Here is a 16721-nt window from a genome sequence, read left to right on the forward strand (position 1 = left end):
AAATCCGTGATGCCCGTATGACTCGACCGCATGACGGTGGCCCGGCACCCCGAGCGCGTCCCGGGGGCGCAGCCGTCAGGCTCCGGTGCCCGGTTCGCCGGACGTGTGCAGCTGCGCCGATGGCCACCGTCCCTGCGACACGGCCGCCTCCACGCGGAGGACCAGCTCCCGGGCGACGACCTCGACGGCGGGCGGGACCCGCCGGTACCGAGGGGTGCCGAGGACGATCGACCGCCACACATCGGGTTCGCACAGAGGCGCGGCGCTCAGCGTGCCGTCCGCGACGTCCTCGGCGATACCGACACCGGGCAGCACCGTCCAGCCGTGCCCCGCCAGCACGAGCTGCTTCTGCACACGCATCGCGTTGGTCTGTACGGCGACGTCCATCGGGCTCCCGGACCGGGCCGCCGCCGCGTCGATCAGGGTGCGCAGGGCATGGCCCGCGGCGGGCATCACCAGGGGGTGCGCCGCCACGTCGGCGAAGGCGACCGGGCGGTCGGCCCGCAGTCCGGCAGCCGCCGGGGCAACCGCCCACAGGCGCTCGCGCACCAGGGGGCGGGCGTTGAGTGACGGGGAGCTGTCCAGGTTGTACAGCAGGGTGAGGTCCAGGTCACCGTCGTCGAGCCACCGCTGGAGATGGCCGGAGTACCCCGTCATCAGCCGCAGCTCCACACCCGGATGGGCCGCGCCGACGGCCGACACCAGCGGCTCGGCGAGCAGATCGCTCGTGCTCTCCAGCAGCCCCACCGTGACGATGCCCGTCACCTCACCCGGGCTGGGCTGCACCTCGGCGCGCGCCCGCTCCAGCTCGCTCAGGGCCCGGCGCGCCCGGTCGACCATGATCTCGCCGGCCTCGGTGGGCCGCATGCCCTGGCGCGTACGCCGGAAGAGGGCGACACCGAGCTCCTCCTCCAGGGTGCGGATCTGCCGGGTGACGGCGGGCTGCACCAGGTGGAGCAGCTCGGCGGCGCGGGTCACGCTGCCCACCTCGGCGACCGTGATGAGTGCCTTGAGCTGCTTGACGTCCATGGTGCGTCCCTCTTCCGGCATCCGCGGCCCGCATGGCAGCATCACGAATTGTTATTTCCCTCGGCCTCACATGAGTGCACATGATGGTACTCCCGCTCGGGTCACCGACACCTCGGAGGACAACGCATGGCAGAGAACGCACCGCCCGCCGATGACCTGCCGCTGTCCGGCATCACGGTCGTGAGCATCGAGCAGGCGGTGGCCGCCCCCTTCGCCACCCGCCAGCTCGCCGACCTCGGAGCCCGGGTGATCAAGGTGGAGCGCCCGGGCGACGGGGACTTCGCCCGGGCGTACGACACCACGGTGCACGGCCAGTCCAGTTACTTCGTGTGGCTGAACCGCTCCAAGGAATCGCTGACCCTGGACCTGAAGTCGGAGGAGGGCCGGGCGGTCCTGGAGGAACTCCTGGCAGGCGCCGATGTGTTCGTGCAGAACCTGGCACCCGGCGCCGCAGCCCGCATGGGCCTCGGCGCCGACGAGCTGGCGAAGCGGTTCCCGTCACTCATCCCGTGCTCCGTCACCGGCTACGGATCGAGCGGGCCCTGGGCGGACCGCAAGGCCTACGACCTGCTCGTGCAGTGCCAGACCGGCCTGGTCTCGCTGACCGGCAGCGCCGAGGAGGCCGCGCGGGTCGGGGTGTCGGTCGCCGACATCGCCGCGGGCATGTACGCCTACAGCGGCATCCTCACCGCGCTCTTCACCCGGGCGACGCGCGGTTCCGTACGGGCCGTGGAGGTCTCGCTGTTCGAGGCGCTGGCCGAATGGATGAGCCAGCCCGCGTACTACACGGCGTACAGCGGGACGCAGCCGCCGCGCGTCGGTACCCGGCACGCCACCATCGCGCCGTACGGCACCTACACGGCGGCCGACGGCAAGGACGTCCTGCTCTCCGTGCAGAACGAACGCGAATGGGCCGCCCTCTGCGAGAAGTTCCTCGGCGACCCCGGCCTCGCCGGCGACCCGCGCTACGCCACCGGATCCGCCCGGGTGCGCCACCGCGAGGAGGTCGACGCGCTGCTGGCCGGGAGGATCGCCGCGTCGGACAGCGGTGAGGTGATGGAGCTGCTCGACACCATCGGCATCGCCAACGCCCCCGTCAACGACGTGAAGCAGTTCCTGGAACACCCCGTGCTGGCCGGCCGGGACCGCTGGCGGGAGGTGCCCGTACCCGGTGGGGCGACGATGACGGCCCTGCTGCCGCCCGTCGACCTGGCCGGCACCGCCCCGCGCATGGACGCGGTCCCCGCCGTCGGTGAGCACACCGAACGGATCCTCGCCGAGCTGGGCCACACCCCGGACCGGATCGCCGCCCTGCGCGCCCACGGCGCCATCTGACCACCCGACACGCGAGCAGGACCCGCGGCAAGGAGGCCGCCCCACATGAGCACCCTCGACATCCTCTCCGAGGACGAGCAGTTCATCGTCAGCACGGTGCACGACTTCGTCGACAAGGACATCAAGCCCGTCGCGCGGGAACTCGACCACACCGACACCTACCCCGAGGCCCTGATCGAGCAGATGAAGGAGCTCGGCATCTTCGGCCTCGCCGTCCCGGAGGAGTACGGCGGCACCCCCGTGTCCACCCCTTGCTACGTCCTCATCACCGAGGAGCTGGCGCGCGGCTGGATGAGCCTGGCCGGTGCCATGGGCGGACACACCGTGGTCGCCAAGCTGCTGCTCCGCTTCGGCACCGAGGAGCAGAAGCGGCGGTACCTGCCGAGGATGGCCACCGGCGAGGTCAGGGCCACCATGGCCCTGACCGAGCCGGGCGGCGGCTCCGACCTCCAGGCCATGCGCACGGTCGCCCGCAAGGACGGCGAGGGTTACGTGATCGACGGCGCGAAGACCTGGATCACCAACTCGCGGCGCTCGCAGCTGATCGCCCTGCTGTGCAAGACGGACCCGCAGGCGTCCCCGGCGCACAAGGGCATCTCCATCCTGCTCGTCGAACACGGCCCCGGGCTGACGGTCTCCCGCGATCTCCCCAAGCTGGGCTACAAGGGCGTGGAGAGCTGCGAACTCTCCTTCGAGGGCTACCGGGCGCCGGCCGACGCGGTGCTCGGCGGAGCGGAGGGCGACGGGTTCGCCCAGATGATGAAGGGCCTGGAGACCGGCCGTCTCCAGGTCGCCGCCCGCGCGCTCGGCGTCGGCCGGGCAGCGCTGGAGGACTCCCTCGCCTACGCCCAGGAGCGCGAGTCCTTCGGGCAGCCGATCTGGAAGCACCAGTCCATCGGCAACTACCTCGCCGACATGGCGACGTCTCTCACCGCCGCCCGCCAGCTCACCCTGTACGCGGCCCGCGAGGCGGACGCCGGGCGGCGCGTGGACATGGAGGCGGGCATGGCGAAGCTGTTCGCCTCCGAGACGGCCATGCAGATCGCCCTCAACGCCGTACGCATCCACGGCGGTTACGGCTACTCGACCGAATTCGACGTGGAGCGCTACTTCCGTGACGCCCCGCTGATGATCGTCGGCGAGGGCACCAACGAGATCCAGCGCAACGTCATCGCGAGCCAGCTGGTCAGGCGCGGAGGTCTCGACGCCTGAACCGGGCGCCGAACTCCTTTGCCGTACAGGGGTGTTGCAGTCGGAGTGCCGACGGGTGAAACCGGAGTCCGTACGTGTCATGAACCTTGTCAGCTTGACCGTGGGCGCTCTATTGTCGCGGACAGAAAGCGCTTTCCCCTCCTGATTCCGTCCGGTGGAAGCGTCTGTCGCGACGGCCGTCGCGACAGACGCGCACGAGCCGCCACCGGTCCGGTGCAGGGCTTTTACGAGGCCGACGGGGGCCGCCCGGTGACGGCGGCCCCGCCGGTCCGCCGTTGCGACCGCGGCGACACCCAGCACGTGAAGACGAATGGGGACACGAAGATGAGACGACCAGTCGCGCTGCGACTCAACGCCGGGCTGGCCACACTGGCCGTGGCGGCCGCGACCGGCGTGGTGCTGTCGATGCCCGAGGCGGCGTCGGCGGCGGTGACCGGGAGTGCCACCGGATACGCGACCCAGAACGGCGGGACCACCGGCGGTGCCGGCGGGACGACGGTGCGGGCCACCACGGGTACGGCGATCCACACGGCCCTGTGCAACCGGGCCAGCAGCAGCACCCCGATCACCATCGAGGTCGAGGGCACGATCAACCACGGCAACACCGCCAAGGTGTCAGGCGACAGCTGCAACACCGCCGCCGGTGTGATCGAGCTCAAGCAGATCAGCAACGTCACGATCGTCGGCGTCGGCAGCGGAGCCGTCTTCGACCAGCTGGGCATCCACATCCGCCAGTCCAGCAACATCATCATCCAGAACGTGACCGTCAAGAACGTCAAGAAGTCCGGCTCGCCCACGTCCAACGGCGGTGACGCCATCGGCATGGAGAGCGACGTCCGCAACGTCTGGGTCGACCACACCACCCTCGAGGCGTCGGGCGGCGAGTCGGAGGGCTACGACGGCCTCTTCGACATGAAGGCCAACACCCAGTACGTCACGCTGTCCTACAGCACCCTGCGCAACTCCGGCCGTGGCGGCCTGGTCGGGTCCAGCGAGACCGAGCTCTCGAACGGCTACATCACGTACCACCACAACCTGTACGAGAACATCGACTCGCGCGCGCCCCTGCTGCGCGGCGGCATCGCCCACATCTACAACAACTACTACGTGAAGCTCAACGAGTCCGGCATCAACTCCCGGGCGGGCGCGCGTGCCAAGGTGGACAACAACTACTTCAAGGACTCCAAGGACGTCCTGGGCACGTTCTACACCGACGCGGCCGGGTACTGGCAGGTCAGCGGCAACACCTTCGACAACGTGACCTGGTCCGCACCCGGCAGCGAGAACAACCCCGCCGGTCCCGACCCGAAGTCCAACACCACCGTCAGCATCCCCTACGCGTACAGCCTCGACGCCGCGAGCTGCGTGCCGGGCATCGTGACGGCGACGGCCGGCGCAGGCAAGGGCCTGAAGGTGTCGGACGGCAACTGCTCGCCGCAGACGCCGGACCCGACCACCGGCCCGACGGACCCGACCCCGGACCCGACGGACCCCACGCCCGACCCCACCCAGCCCAGCGGGACCAACCTCAGCCTCGGTGCCGGCGCCGACGGCTCCAGCAAGGCCGCCGGGACCAGCTACGGCAACGTACGGGACGGTGACCTGAACACCTCGTGGTCGCCGGCCGGCTCGACCGGTTCCGTCTCGGTCAAGTGGGCGACCGCCACCTCCGTCTCGAAGGTCAACATCCGCGAGGCGTCGGGCTCCACCGGCGGCATCGGTACCTGGAAGGTCCTCAACGGTGACACCGGCGCGGTGCTGGCCTCCGGCAGCGGGGCGGGCGTCATCGCGGTGCCCCAGACCTCGCTGAAGAAGATCACCTTCGAGATCACCGGCTCCACCGGGACACCGAAGGTGGCCGAGTTCGAGACGTACGCCGGATAGCGGGGCGGTCCCGGCACGCGTCCGGGACCGCGGCTCGCCGCCTGACCCGTCCGGAACGGGGGCCGTCGGACGCGACGGCCCCCGTTCACGTGCGGCGGGAGTCGTGCGCCGGGGCGGTGGCCGGGTACGGGGCCTGTGGTGGAATCGGCGGACCGCCCGGTCCGCCTCCCCACCGGCAGGCCGGCCCCGACCCGCGAGAGGAACTCATCATGACCAGCACAGACACCGCCCCGTCGGCGTCCGGGCCGATCTGGTCCGGGAAGATCTTCGACGGCTCCTGGCGAGCCGCGGGCGGCGGCACCTTCGAGGTCACCGCCCCCGCCACCGGCGAGGTCGTCGCGACCGTGGGCGCGGCCACGGCCGGGGACCTCGACACCTCCGTCGCCTCGGCGAGGACGGCGCAGCGCGCCTGGGCGAAGCTCGCCTACGCCGAGCGGGCCCAGGTCTTCGTCAGGGCGTCCGCCCTGCTCGCCGCCGACCCGGACCGCATCGTGCGGTGGCTCGTCCCGGAATCCGGGTCCGGGCAGGGCAAGGCGCAGTTCGAGGTCGGTCTGCTCGTCTCGGAGCTCAACGAGGCCGCCGCACTGACGTCGGAGCCCTACGGGGAACTGCTGCGGAGCTCCAAGTCCAGGCTCTCCGCCGTGCGCCGCGTCCCGCTGGGCGTCGTGGGCGTCATCAGCCCGTTCAACTTCCCGGCCATCCTCGCCCTGCGTTCCGTGGCACCGGCGCTGGCCGCGGGCAACGCCGTGGTCCTCAAGCCCGATCCGCGCACCCCGGTCTCCGGCGGCCTCGCCCTCGCGGAACTGCTGGCCGACGCCGGACTGCCCGAAGGGCTGCTGCACGTCCTGCCGGGCGGCGCCGACGTCGGCGAGGCCCTGGTCGCGCACCCGGACGTGCCGTGCATCTCCTTCACCGGCTCCACCCCCGCCGGCCGCGCCATCGGTACGGCGGCCGCCCCGCTGCTCAAGAAGGTCCATCTGGAACTGGGCGGCAACAACGCCCTCCTGGTCCTCCCCGACGCCGACCTCGAGGCCGCGGCTTCGGCCGGTGCCTGGGGATCCTTCCTGCACCAGGGCCAGATCTGCATGACCACCGGACGTCATCTGGTGCACGTCTCCCAGGCCGCCGAGTACGCCGCCGCGCTCGCCGGGAAGGCGAACGGCATCCCGGTCGGCGACCCCGCCGACCCGGCCAACCCGCTCGGCCCGGTCATCGACGAGCGGCAGCGCGACAGGATCCACTCGATCGTCACGCGCACGGTCGAGCAGGGCGCCGAGCTCGCGGCGGGCGGCACCTACGACGGTCTGTTCTACCGCCCCACCGTCCTGACGGGTGTCCCACTCGACTCGCCGGCGTTCGCCGAGGAGGTGTTCGGCCCGGTCGCTCCCGTCGTCGCGTACGAGACCGTGGACGAGGCCATCGACATCATCAACTCCTCCGAGTACGGGCTGTCCGTGTCGATCCTCACGGGTGACGCCTTCGCCGCGTGGGAACTCGCCGACCGGATCGAATCGGGCGCGGTGCACATCAACGACCAGACCGTGGACGACGAGGCGGTGGCCCCCTTCGGCGGCACCAAGGCCTCCGGGACAGGGGGCCGCTTCGGGGGCAAGGCGAGTCTGGACACCTTCTCCGAGGTGCAGTGGATCACCGCCCAGGCACGCATCGAGCGCTACCCGTTCTGAACGGTGCCCCGCACGGTCCCCGCCCGCCCTTCCCCTCCCGGAGTACCCCTTGAGCAGTGACAGCTTCCCCACCCTCGACGTGCAGGCGGTCCGCGCCTGCTTCCCGGCCCTGAAGGCGGGGACCGCCCGCTTCGACGCCCCCGGCGGCACCCAGACGCCCCAGCAGGTGATCGACGCGATCACCGAGTCCCTCACCCGTCCACTGGCCAACCGCGGCATACTCACGGAGGGCGGACGCAACGCCGAGGCGATCGTGGCCGGGGCGCGGTCGGCCCTGGCCGATCTGCTCGGCTCGGAGCCCGGTTCGGTGGTGTTCGGGCGCAGCGCCACACAACTCGTCTACGACCTGTCGCGCACCCTGGCCAAGGGCTGGGGCCCGGGGGACGAGGTGGTGGTCTCACGGCTGGACCACGACTCGAACATACGGCCATGGGTGCAGGCCGCCGAAGCGGTGGGCGCGACGGTCCGGTGGGCGGACTTCGACCCCGCGACCGGTGAGCTCGGACCCGGGCACCTCCAGGCCGTGCTGTCCGACCGCACCCGGCTCGTCGCCGTCACCGCCGCCTCCAACCTTATCGGCACCTGCCCCGACGTCCCGGCCCTCGCGGCGCTGGCGCACGGAGCCGGCGCGCTCCTCCACGTCGACGCGGTGCACTACGCCTCGCACGCGACCGTCGACCTGGCCGCACTCGGCGCGGACACCCTGGTCTGCTCGCCGTACAAATTCCTCGGACCGCATCTCGGCGTACTGACCGGACGGCGGGAACTGCTCCACAGCCTGCGGCCGGACAAGCTGCTGCCCTCCAGCGACGCCGTGCCCGAGCGCTTCGAACTGGGCACGCTGCCCTACGAACTGCTGGCGGGCGCGACGGCGGCCGTGGACTTCCTCGCCGGCCTCGTCCCCGGCGCGGGCAGCCGTCGGGAAGGGCTGGTCCGCGCCTTCACGGCGCTCGCCTCGCACGAGGACCGGCTGCGCGGACGCATCGAGGACGGCCTGGCCACGCTGGACGGCGTCACGGTGTACTCCCGCGCGCAACGGCGCACCCCGACCACCCTGTTCACCGTGGTGGACAGGACCCCGGAGGACGTCTCCCGGCAGCTGGCCGAGCGCGGCGTGGACGCACCGGCCGGATCCTTCTACGCCCTGGAGGCGTCCCGCCGGCTCGGACTGGGCGAGGAGGGCGGCGTACGCGTCGGTCTCGCGCCCTACACGTGCGACGACGACGTGGACCGGCTCCTGGAGGCGCTCGACGTACCCCGCCGCTGACGGGGACTCCTCGGCTGTCCGGCCGCGGCAGGGGTGTGCGCCGGCCGGCGCCGTCCGTGCCGCGGCCATTGACCGGGTCGCGTTCACACGCCTAACCTCAGTTCTCATACATGTATGTCATCTGCGTATGAAGATGAGAGCTGTGGGGGCGGTCCAGCGCGGCGGACCTCGGCGTCCTCGGCGTCCGAACCTCCCGCTCCCCGTCCGGCGTCCCTCTCGCACCCAAGGAACCCGACCAGCATGAACCAGCCGACCATCACCCACTTCGCCGTCTATCCCGTCGCGGGGCGCGACTGCATGGAGCTGAACCTCTCCGGCGCGCACGGCCCCTTCTTCACCCGCAACATCGTCGTCCTCAAGGACTCCGAAGGCCGTACGGGACTGGGGGAGGTGCCCGGCGGCGAGAAGATCACCCGGACCCTGCGCGACGCCGAGCCGCTGGTCGTCGGCGCGAAGCTGGGCGACTACAAGCGGGTCCTGCGCGAGATCGGGAGCCGGTTCGCGGGCCGGGACACGGGCGGACGCGGGGCCCAGACCTTCGACCTGCGGACCACCGTGCACGCCGTCACCGCCGTCGAGTCGGCGCTGCTCGACCTGCTGGGCCGGCACCTCGGCGTACCGGTCGCGGCGCTGCTCGGCGACGGGCAGCAGCGGGACTCCGTACGGGTGCTGGGCTACCTCTTCCACGTCGGCGACCCCGACCGCACGGACCTGGACTACGTCCGGGAACCGGACGCCGACGTCGACTGGTACCGCGTCCGGCACGAGGAGGCCCTCACCCCCGAGGCGATCGTCCGCCAGGCCGAGGCGGCCCACGAGCTGTACGGCTTCCGGGACTTCAAGCTCAAGGGCGGGGTTCTCGCGGGCGCGGAGGAGGTCCGGTCCGTACGCGCCCTCAAGGAACGCTTCCCCGAGGCGCGAATCACCCTGGACCCGAACAGCGCCTGGTCCCTGCGCGAGGCGGTCGAGCTGTGCTCCCCGCTGGTGGGCACGCTCGCCTACGCCGAGGACCCCTGCGGGGCGGAGGACGGCTACTCGGGACGCGAGGTCCTCGCCGAGTTCCGCCGCGCCACCGGCCTGCCGACCGCGACCAACATGATCGCCACCGACTGGCGCCAGCTGACCCACGCCCTGGCCCTCCAGTCGGTGTCCATCCCGCTGGCAGACCCGCACTTCTGGACCATGCAGGGCTCCGTGCGCGTGGCCCAGCTCTGCAACGCGATGGGCCTGACCTGGGGCTGCCACTCCAACAACCACTTCGACATCTCCCTGGCCATGATCACGCACTGCGGTGCCGCCGCCCCGGGCGAGTACAACGCCCTGGACACGCACTGGATCTGGCAGGAGGGCCTGGAGCGGCTCACCGTCGACCCGCCGCGCATCGTCGGCGGTGAGATCGCCGTGCCCGACGCCCCCGGGCTGGGCGTCGAACTCGACATGGACCGCCTCCTCGCCGCCCACGAGCTCTACCGCAAGGAGGCGCTGGGGGCGCGGGACGACGCCGAGGCCATGCAGTACCTCGTGCCCGGCTGGACGTTCGACGCCAAGCGGCCCTGCCTGGTGCGGTAGCCCCCGGCCCCCGGCCCCGGCCCCCGTCCGCCGCCCCGTCAGGACGCCTGTGCCGCCGTCGCCATGAGCTCCGCGGTCCACCGGCGCACGGCCTCGGTGACCTCGGGTGTGACGAAGCCGAGGAGCGTGTCATCCACCGTCCCGTCGGGCCCCACGACCAGACCGGTGCGCCCTTCCAGCGCCGGGTCGAGAGCTGCCGCCAGGGGGCCCGTCGCGGCGGCGGCGACGGGCGCCGAGACACCCTTCTGGATCTGCTCCCAGTAGGGCCGCATGGCCGGCGGCAGGATGTCGATGGTCATGAGCGCCGCGTTGCCCGTCGCGGCGGCCCCGGGGTCGGCGGCGATCACCGAGATGCCTCTGGGCGCGAGACGCACGGCGAGCTCCGTCGAGTGCGCGAGATGGGCCAGCTTGGCCCGTCCCGTGGCGGCCAGACCGTAGTGGGGACCCGGCGGTTCCGCGTCCTCGAACACGGCCTGGGCAGCGGTGATGGCGGACGACGTGACGTTCACGATGCGGCTCGGGGCCGCTGCGGCGAGCGCGTCGAGAAGCGCTTCGGTCAGGACGTAGGGCGACAGGTGGTTGAGGGCGATGCTCGCCTCGATGCCCTCCGGACCCTCCCACCGCTCGGTCCACATGCCGCCCACGTTGTTCACCAGCAGGTCCAGCGGGCCTTCGGCGGCGAGCCGCTCCCCCAGCCGCCCGGTCTCGGCGAGGGACGACAACTCCGCCCGGACGAAACGGCCCGCGGGGCGCCCGGCGGCCTCGTCGACACGGGCCACCGCCGCCTCCCCCCGGGCCGGGTCGCGGGCGACGAGGGTGACGTCCCACCCCTGACGCGCCAGCCCGAGGGCCGTCTCCAGACCTATGCCGCCGGTGCCGGCCGTCACCACTGCCTTCGGAGTGTGCTCAGTCATCCCGTGCTCCCGTTCCGATGCCTCGTCCGGGGGCGGTCGCCCTCCGTCCGTGGACCCAGCAGACAGGCCGGGACCCGATCATGGAAGTTCCGATCCGGCATGGCCCGATGCCCCTCCGGCATGCCCTCAGGTGGGAGGATGTCCGCATGGGTGATGTGGAGATCCGGCAGGTCCACTACTTCATCGCCGTGGCGGAGGAGGGCAATTTCACCCGCGCCGCGCAACGGCTGGCGATGACCCAGCCCGCACTCTCCCGGGCGGTCCTGGCCCTGGAGAGGACCATGGGCACCACTCTGCTGCTGCGTACCCCGAAGGGCGTCACGCTCACCGCCGCCGGCCACGCGATGCTCGAAGAGGGCAGGTCCCTGCTGGCACAGGCAGGGAACGTGACGTCGCGGGTACGCCGGGCGGCCGAGCAGCACGCCTCGGTGACGGTGACCGGGCCCGGCTGCGACGCGGCCCTCCTGGACGGCATGATCCGGTCGTACAACGAGGCCGGCCCCGCGCACCCGGCCCGGATGGCCGTCGGCACGATCGACGACCAGCTCGGCCGGCTGCGGTCGGGGCAGGCCGACCTCGCCCTCTGGCGTGCACCCCTGCGCGACCACGGACTGAACAGCGTGGTGCTGCGCCACGAACCCGTCTGCGTGCTGGTGAGCGCCCGGCACCGGCTGGCCGGCAGGGAGACCCTGAAGGTCGACGACCTCGCCGGTGAACCGCTGCTCCGCTGGGTGGGCCCGGGTGCCCAGCTCGACGACCCGGGCCTCTGGCCGGACGGGCTGCCGGGGACGCCGGGCCCCCAGGTGAGCGACGGCCTGCAGATGCTGGCGGTCGTCCGGCTCGGGCAGGCGGTCGCGCTCGCCGCCCAGCCGTCGGACGGCGCCGGTGCGCCCGAGGGGACCGTCAGCCTCCGCCTGGAGGACGGGCCCGCGGTGCCCCTGCGGCTGGTCTGGCCGAAGGAGCGGACGACGCCGGGCATCCGGCGCTTCGTCGGACACGCCGTCACATCGTTCCGGGTGCCGGTCCGGGGCGCCGCGGCTCAGCCCGCCCGGTCCGCGGAGGCTGACCCGCGGTTCCGGCAGACTGAGCCGTCCGGAGCGAGGCGTTCCCGGCTCAGCGGGGCCGACGGCTCGTCCGTACGCTCCACCGGCCCTCGAAGCGGCTGAGGTGGACCGGGTGGTCGAAGCACTTGCTGACCTGATCGCTGGTCAGCACCTCGTCGGCGGGCCCCGATGCCAGGCACCGCCCGTCACGCAGCAGCATCACATGGGTCGTGCCCGGAGGCAGCTCCTCCAGATGGTGCGTGACCAGGACCGACGCCAGCTCCGGCGAGCTCTGCTGAAGGGTGTCGATCCGCTCGATCAGCTGCTCGCGGCCCGCGACGTCCAGACCCGTCGCCGGTTCGTCCAGGAGCAGCAGCCGCGGCCGCGGCATGAGGGCCCGTGCGATCAGGGCCCGCCCCCGCTCGCCCTGGGACAGCGTCGGCCACCGTGCCTCACGCCGTTCCGCGAGGCCCAGCAGGCCGGTGAGGCTGTCGGCCAGGGCCACCTGATCCGGCGTCGGCCTCCAGCGCGGCACGGGCTCGATGCTGTTCGTCAGGCCCGTCAGGACGACGTCCCGGACCTTCAGCGGTGAGCGCAGCGCATGGCGCGGGTCGACATGGCCGACGTACGTGCGCAGGTGGCGCAGATCGACCCGGCCCAGCTCGTGTCCGAGTACCTCGACCGTGCCGCGGGTGGGGTGCGAGAGCGCTCCGAGGAGGCTGAGCAGCGTGCTCTTCCCGGCGCCGTTCGCACCGAGCAGGGCCCAGTGCTCGCCGGCCCGCACGGTCAGCGACACCTCGCTCAGGATGTGGTTCCCGTCGCGCACCAGGTCCACGTCGTGGACACGGAGTACCGGGGGTGTTTCTGTCATCGGGTCTGTGCTCCTGCACGGTTGACGGCGGCCATGACGGCGTGGACGGAGGCGGCCAGGACCGAGGTGTCCCAGCCGGCACCCCAGCGGGTGACCCCATCCGCACGGCACTCGGCGTAGGCGACGGCGGGGCTGCCGGTCCCGGTGGTGGTGGAGTGTTCGGCGTGGCCCAGGACATCGACCGTGACCCCGGCAGAACGCAGGGCGTCCGCCAGCGCGGACAGCGGGCCGTTCCCGGTGCCCCGGCGGGAGCGGACCTGCCCGCCGGCGCGCAGCTCACAGGTGAACTCGTGCTCACCGGGCGCGGTCTCCGAGGTGGACCAGGACTCCAGCGTGAGCGTGCCGTGATGGGCGGGGGTGATGTACGTGGCCCGGAAGAGGTCCCACAGCTCCTCGTGCGAGAGCTCCCGCCCGGTGCTGTCCGTGACGTGCTGCACGGTGCGAGAGAAGTCCGGGCGCATCGCCTGCGGCAGGTCCAGCCCGTGGTGGGTGCGGAGCAGATGGGCGATGCCGCCCTTCCCCGACTGGGAGTTGATGCGGATGACCTCTTCGTACGTACGGCCGATGTCACCCGGGTCGATGGGCAGGTACGGCACCTCCCAGGGGGCCTCCTCGGCGCTCGTCCCGGACTCGGCGGCCCGCTTCGCGTGGTGGGCCATGCCCTTGGCGATGGCGTCCTGGTGGGTGCCGGAGAACGCGGTGTGTACGAGCTCGCCGCCGTACGGGTGCCGGGGGTGGACCGGCAGCCGGTTGCAGTGCTCCACCACGTCGCGGACCGCGTCGATGTCCGAGAAGTCGATCATCGGGTCGACGCCCTGCGCGTACAGGTTGAGGGCCAGCGTCACCAGGTCGACGTTGCCCGTGCGCTCGCCGTTGCCGAACAGGCAGCCCTCCACCCGCTGGGCGCCCGCCATCACGGCGAGTTCGGCGCAGGCCACGCCCGTGCCCCGGTCGTTGTGCGGGTGCACGGAGAGGATCACGGAGTCGCGGCGCGCCAGATGGCGGTGCATGTACTCGATCTGGTCGGCGTACACGGTGGGGGTCGCGATCTCCACCGTGGCCGGCAGGTTGTGGATCACCGGCCGGTCCGGGCTCGCCTCCCACAGCTCGGTGAGGCCGTCGCAGATCTCCAGGACGAAGTCCGGCTCGGTGAGGTTGAAGACCTCGGGGGAGAACTCGAACCGGATGTCCGCACCCGGCCGTTCCCCGGCACGCCGCATCAGATGCCTGGCGGCCTCCCTGATCAGCGCGTGGACCTCGGCGCGGGACCGTCCCAGGACGACGTCCCGCCACACGGGCGCGGTGGCCGTGTAGAGGTGGACCAGGGTGCGGGGGAGCCCCTCGACGGAGTCGACGGTCCGGTCGATCAGGTCCTTGCGGGCCGGTGTGAACACGGAGACCGTCACGTCGTCGGGCACCGCGCCGCTCTCCGCGAGGTGGCGTACGAAGTCGAAGTCCGTCCGGCTGGCGGACGGGTAGCCGACCTCGATCTCCTTGTAGCCCATGGCGACCAGCAGGTCGAAGAAGCGGCGCTTGCGCTCGGTGTCCATGGGCTCGGCCAGCGCCTGGTTGCCGTCCCGCAGGTCGACGGGGACCCACAGCGGGGCCCGTTCCAGCCGGCGCGCGGGCCAGGTGCGGTCCGCCAGGGGCAGCGCCACCCGGTCGTGGGCGGGGCGGTAGCGGTGGTGGGGCATGGAGCCCGGGCGCTGGGGGTTCCAGGCCGGTGCGTCCGCCGGGAGGGCGCCGGAGGGGGTGCGGAGGGTGGGGAACGCGGTGGCCCCGGAGGGAACCGGTGGGGCGGAGGAGTCGGTCATCGCGGGAGAACTGCTTTCTTCGGCCGTGGAATGACCGGCACAGCCCGACCCCCGCTGCGGGGGGCCGGTCAGTCGTGTCAGGCCCCGCAGCGGCGGACGAGGAGAAGGAGCTCGTACAGCGGCATGCCGGGTACAGTAGCCCCGAACCAACTCCTCAGACAACCTGAGGGGTGAATCGCGAAGTGACTCGGGAAGTGACTTGTATGCCGCTGGGACCCCTGAGACCCTCGCCCCTGGTCGAGCAGGCCACCGAGCAGCTGCGCGAGCAGATCACCGGAGGATCCTGGCCCGTGGGGACGAAGCTCCCCGGCGAGACGACGCTGGCCGCGTCCCTCGGCGTCGGGCGCTCCACGGTCCGCGAGGCGCTGCGGGCACTCGCCGGGGCGGGGCTGGTGCAGGCGAGGCAGGGGGCGGGCGTCTTCGTCATCGCGGCCGAGCCCGAGGAGGACTGGGCGACGCGGCTGCGCCGCGCGGCCGTCACCGACGTCTACGAGGTCCGCATCAGCATCGAGGTCGAGGCCGCGCGACTGGCCGCGCGGCGCCGGACGGACGACGACCTCGCCGCCCTCACCGCGGCGCTGGCCGGACGCCGCGCCGCCGCTGACGCGGGCGACGCCACGTTCGTCGACGCGGACATCGCCCTGCACACCGCCGTGGTCGCGGCCGCACACAACCCCGTGCTCTCGGCCCTGTTCACCGAGTTCGTCCCCACGCTGCGCACGGGACTGATCGACATGCTCGAACTGCTCGACCTGCGCTCCGGGGACCCGAACCACGGCGACGAAGGCCACGCGTCCCTGGTGGAAGCCGTCGCGCGGGGGGACGGGGACGCGGCCGCCCGCACGCTCCGCGTGGAACTGGAACAGACACTCGCCCGGCTCACTTCGCTGTAGCCGCCCAGGTGCTCCGCCGCCGTGCGGTCGCGGAGCTGTCGTACGCCGGCCTGCGCGAGGTCGCCGAGGGGACCGGCGCGAGGGCCCCGAACCGGGCCGGGCCGCGTCAGTGCCCGTGGCCCCCGTCCTCGTGTCCGTCCGACGGTGATGTCGTGCCGGGCGCGTCCGCAGCCGCCCCGGACGGGACGGTGAAGGCCGCCGTGCGGACGGTGCCGTTGTGCTTGAAGTCCAGGAACAGCCGGTAGGAGGCGGGGCTGGGCGCCGTCGCGGTGAACGAGACGCCCGGCCCGGGCTCCGTGGAGCCGTCGCCCGGTGCCCCGTCGGGGTGTACGTGCAGATAGGCGAGGTCGCCGGCGCGCAGGGCCACGAGGTGTCCGTACGCGCCCAGATAGGGCTGCAGGTCGGTGACGGGCCGGCCGTCCTTCCGCACGGTGAACATGAGGCGCTCCGGCACGTCGGGACGCAGCGTGCCGTTCAGGGTGACCGTGTACCCGTCGACCTCGGCCGTCCGGGCCGGCTTCGGGAGCTCCGCGGCCTTGTACGGCCCCGACACGGCCAGATCGGCGCCCAGGGTCAGGTCCGGCGCGTTCCTGCCGGCGGGCGTGAAATCGGCGAAGACCCGGTAGTCACCCGCCGCGGGCAGCTCGACGGGGACGCTCCACGTGCCGTCGGCCGCCCGGACGGGATGCAGATGGCGGTAGGTGGCCAGGTCGTGTGAGGCGAGGATCAGATGCAGCTCCTTGTCGTGCTCGCGCTGGAAGGCGGTGACCGGCCGGCCCGCCCGGTCGAGGACGGCGAAGCGCAGTTCGCTCCGCTGCTCCGCCTTCACGCGCGGGGTCCTGAGGTCGAGGGTGTAGCCGTCCTCGGAGATCTGGAGCCCCCCGGCCGGAGATGCGGTGCGGCCGTCCTCGGCGTGCGGCGCGGAACTCTCCGTGTGCCCCGAGCGCTCCGTGCTCCCGGTCCCGGGGTCGGCGATGGCTCCGATGCCGTAGGCGGCGCCGAAGGACGCCGCGAGTGCGGCGGTGAACGCGGTGATCTTCGCGGCGGGGTTCATGACTGCTCCTGTTGATTCCTGCGGGGAGGCTCGCGACGGTCCGACACCTTCCAACGTATACCCTGCGGGGGTATATGCAAGGGAGAGGGTGGAGGCTTGAAATGTATACGGGTGGGGGGTATACCTGGATCAAGAGATAGATACCCGTGAG

General features: G+C 72.2%; 13 protein-coding genes. 8 read left to right on the plus strand and 5 right to left on the minus strand.

Translation table 11 applies throughout. From position 1 onward, the window contains the following. Window positions 1–75: 75 nt before the first annotated feature. Complete coding sequence (locus tag ACIRD8_RS28840; protein ID WP_403997701.1) at window positions 76–1029, minus strand: LysR family transcriptional regulator; 954 nt, start codon at window positions 1027–1029, stop codon at window positions 76–78. A 126-nt stretch (window positions 1030–1155) separates the two neighbouring features. Between ACIRD8_RS28840 and ACIRD8_RS28845 the strand changes: the two genes are divergently transcribed. From ACIRD8_RS28845 to ACIRD8_RS28870, 6 genes are all read left to right on the plus strand, one after another. Further along, window positions 1156–2364, plus strand: coding sequence for a CaiB/BaiF CoA transferase family protein (locus tag ACIRD8_RS28845; protein WP_403997704.1), 1209 nt, complete (start codon window positions 1156–1158; stop codon window positions 2362–2364). A 45-nt stretch (window positions 2365–2409) separates the two neighbouring features. Beyond that, window positions 2410–3576: an acyl-CoA dehydrogenase family protein gene (locus tag ACIRD8_RS28850; RefSeq protein ID WP_403997707.1), complete on the plus strand. Its 1167-nt coding sequence runs from the start codon at window positions 2410–2412 to the stop codon at window positions 3574–3576. 324 nt (window positions 3577–3900) lie between these two features. Then, window positions 3901–5460 (plus strand): polysaccharide lyase family 1 protein, encoded by a 1560-nt coding sequence (locus ACIRD8_RS28855; protein ID WP_403997710.1) that lies wholly within the window; start codon window positions 3901–3903, stop codon window positions 5458–5460. Window positions 5461–5669: 209 nt separating this feature from the next. Further along, window positions 5670–7145 carry an aldehyde dehydrogenase family protein gene (locus ACIRD8_RS28860; RefSeq protein WP_403997713.1) on the plus strand — a complete coding sequence of 492 codons (1476 nt, stop codon included), beginning with the start codon at window positions 5670–5672 and terminating at the stop codon, window positions 7143–7145. 49 nt (window positions 7146–7194) lie between these two features. After that, window positions 7195–8412 carry a cysteine desulfurase-like protein gene (locus ACIRD8_RS28865; RefSeq protein ID WP_403997715.1) on the plus strand — a complete coding sequence of 406 codons (1218 nt, stop codon included), beginning with the start codon at window positions 7195–7197 and terminating at the stop codon, window positions 8410–8412. Window positions 8413–8652: 240 nt separating this feature from the next. Continuing rightward, window positions 8653–9981, plus strand: a complete 1329-nt coding sequence (locus tag ACIRD8_RS28870) for an enolase C-terminal domain-like protein (RefSeq protein WP_403997718.1) — start codon at window positions 8653–8655, stop codon at window positions 9979–9981. A gap of 38 nt (window positions 9982–10019) precedes the next feature. On the opposite strand, the gene ACIRD8_RS28875 is transcribed toward ACIRD8_RS28870, so the two are convergent. Continuing rightward, window positions 10020–10895 carry an SDR family NAD(P)-dependent oxidoreductase gene (locus ACIRD8_RS28875; RefSeq protein ID WP_403997720.1) on the minus strand — a complete coding sequence of 292 codons (876 nt, stop codon included), beginning with the start codon at window positions 10893–10895 and terminating at the stop codon, window positions 10020–10022. A 146-nt stretch (window positions 10896–11041) separates the two neighbouring features. Between ACIRD8_RS28875 and ACIRD8_RS28880 the strand changes: the two genes are divergently transcribed. Further along, window positions 11042–12061 carry a LysR family transcriptional regulator gene (locus ACIRD8_RS28880; RefSeq protein WP_403997723.1) on the plus strand — a complete coding sequence of 340 codons (1020 nt, stop codon included), beginning with the start codon at window positions 11042–11044 and terminating at the stop codon, window positions 12059–12061. Here ACIRD8_RS28880 and ACIRD8_RS28885 read toward each other — a convergent pair. Further along, entirely contained in the window at window positions 12009–12809 is an 801-nt protein-coding gene (locus ACIRD8_RS28885) for an ABC transporter ATP-binding protein (protein ID WP_403997726.1), read from the minus strand. The two genes, ACIRD8_RS28880 and ACIRD8_RS28885, sit on opposite strands and share 53 nt — an antisense overlap. Further along, the gene (leuA, locus tag ACIRD8_RS28890; RefSeq protein WP_403997729.1) at window positions 12806–14623 is read right to left on the minus strand and encodes a 2-isopropylmalate synthase; all 1818 of its coding nucleotides are present in this window, start codon (window positions 14621–14623) and stop codon (window positions 12806–12808) included. The genes ACIRD8_RS28885 and leuA overlap by 4 nt, the downstream gene beginning before the upstream one ends. A gap of 203 nt (window positions 14624–14826) precedes the next feature. Between leuA and ACIRD8_RS28895 the strand changes: the two genes are divergently transcribed. Continuing rightward, window positions 14827–15516: a FadR/GntR family transcriptional regulator gene (locus ACIRD8_RS28895; RefSeq protein WP_403997732.1), complete on the plus strand. Its 690-nt coding sequence runs from the start codon at window positions 14827–14829 to the stop codon at window positions 15514–15516. A 106-nt stretch (window positions 15517–15622) separates the two neighbouring features. On the opposite strand, the gene ACIRD8_RS28900 is transcribed toward ACIRD8_RS28895, so the two are convergent. Next, window positions 15623–16570, minus strand: a complete 948-nt coding sequence (locus ACIRD8_RS28900) for a hypothetical protein (protein ID WP_403997735.1) — start codon at window positions 16568–16570, stop codon at window positions 15623–15625. Window positions 16571–16721 lie beyond the last annotated feature (151 nt).

It is taken from the genome of Streptomyces sp. NPDC102451 (assembly GCF_044765485.1).
Taxonomy (GTDB): Bacteria; Actinomycetota; Actinomycetes; order Streptomycetales; family Streptomycetaceae; genus Streptomyces.

Bases quoted from the DNA above. Each gene is read 5' to 3' on its own strand.
- ACIRD8_RS28840 (WP_403997701.1), bottom strand. From the start codon at position 1,029: ATGGACGTCAAGCAGCTCAAGGCACTCATCACGGTCGCCGAGGTGGGC.
- ACIRD8_RS28855 (WP_403997710.1), top strand. From the start codon at position 3,901: ATGAGACGACCAGTCGCGCTGCGACTCAACGCCGGGCTGGCCACACTG.
- ACIRD8_RS28845 (WP_403997704.1), top strand. From the start codon at position 1,156: ATGGCAGAGAACGCACCGCCCGCCGATGACCTGCCGCTGTCCGGCATC.
- ACIRD8_RS28895 (WP_403997732.1), top strand. From the start codon at position 14,827: ATGCCGCTGGGACCCCTGAGACCCTCGCCCCTGGTCGAGCAGGCCACC.
- ACIRD8_RS28850 (WP_403997707.1), top strand. From the start codon at position 2,410: ATGAGCACCCTCGACATCCTCTCCGAGGACGAGCAGTTCATCGTCAGC.
- ACIRD8_RS28860 (WP_403997713.1), top strand. From the start codon at position 5,670: ATGACCAGCACAGACACCGCCCCGTCGGCGTCCGGGCCGATCTGGTCC.
- ACIRD8_RS28875 (WP_403997720.1), bottom strand. From the start codon at position 10,895: ATGACTGAGCACACTCCGAAGGCAGTGGTGACGGCCGGCACCGGCGGC.
- ACIRD8_RS28900 (WP_403997735.1), bottom strand. From the start codon at position 16,570: ATGAACCCCGCCGCGAAGATCACCGCGTTCACCGCCGCACTCGCGGCG.
- ACIRD8_RS28870 (WP_403997718.1), top strand. From the start codon at position 8,653: ATGAACCAGCCGACCATCACCCACTTCGCCGTCTATCCCGTCGCGGGG.
- leuA (WP_403997729.1), bottom strand. From the start codon at position 14,623: ATGACCGACTCCTCCGCCCCACCGGTTCCCTCCGGGGCCACCGCGTTC.
- ACIRD8_RS28885 (WP_403997726.1), bottom strand. From the start codon at position 12,809: ATGACAGAAACACCCCCGGTACTCCGTGTCCACGACGTGGACCTGGTG.
- ACIRD8_RS28880 (WP_403997723.1), top strand. From the start codon at position 11,042: ATGGGTGATGTGGAGATCCGGCAGGTCCACTACTTCATCGCCGTGGCG.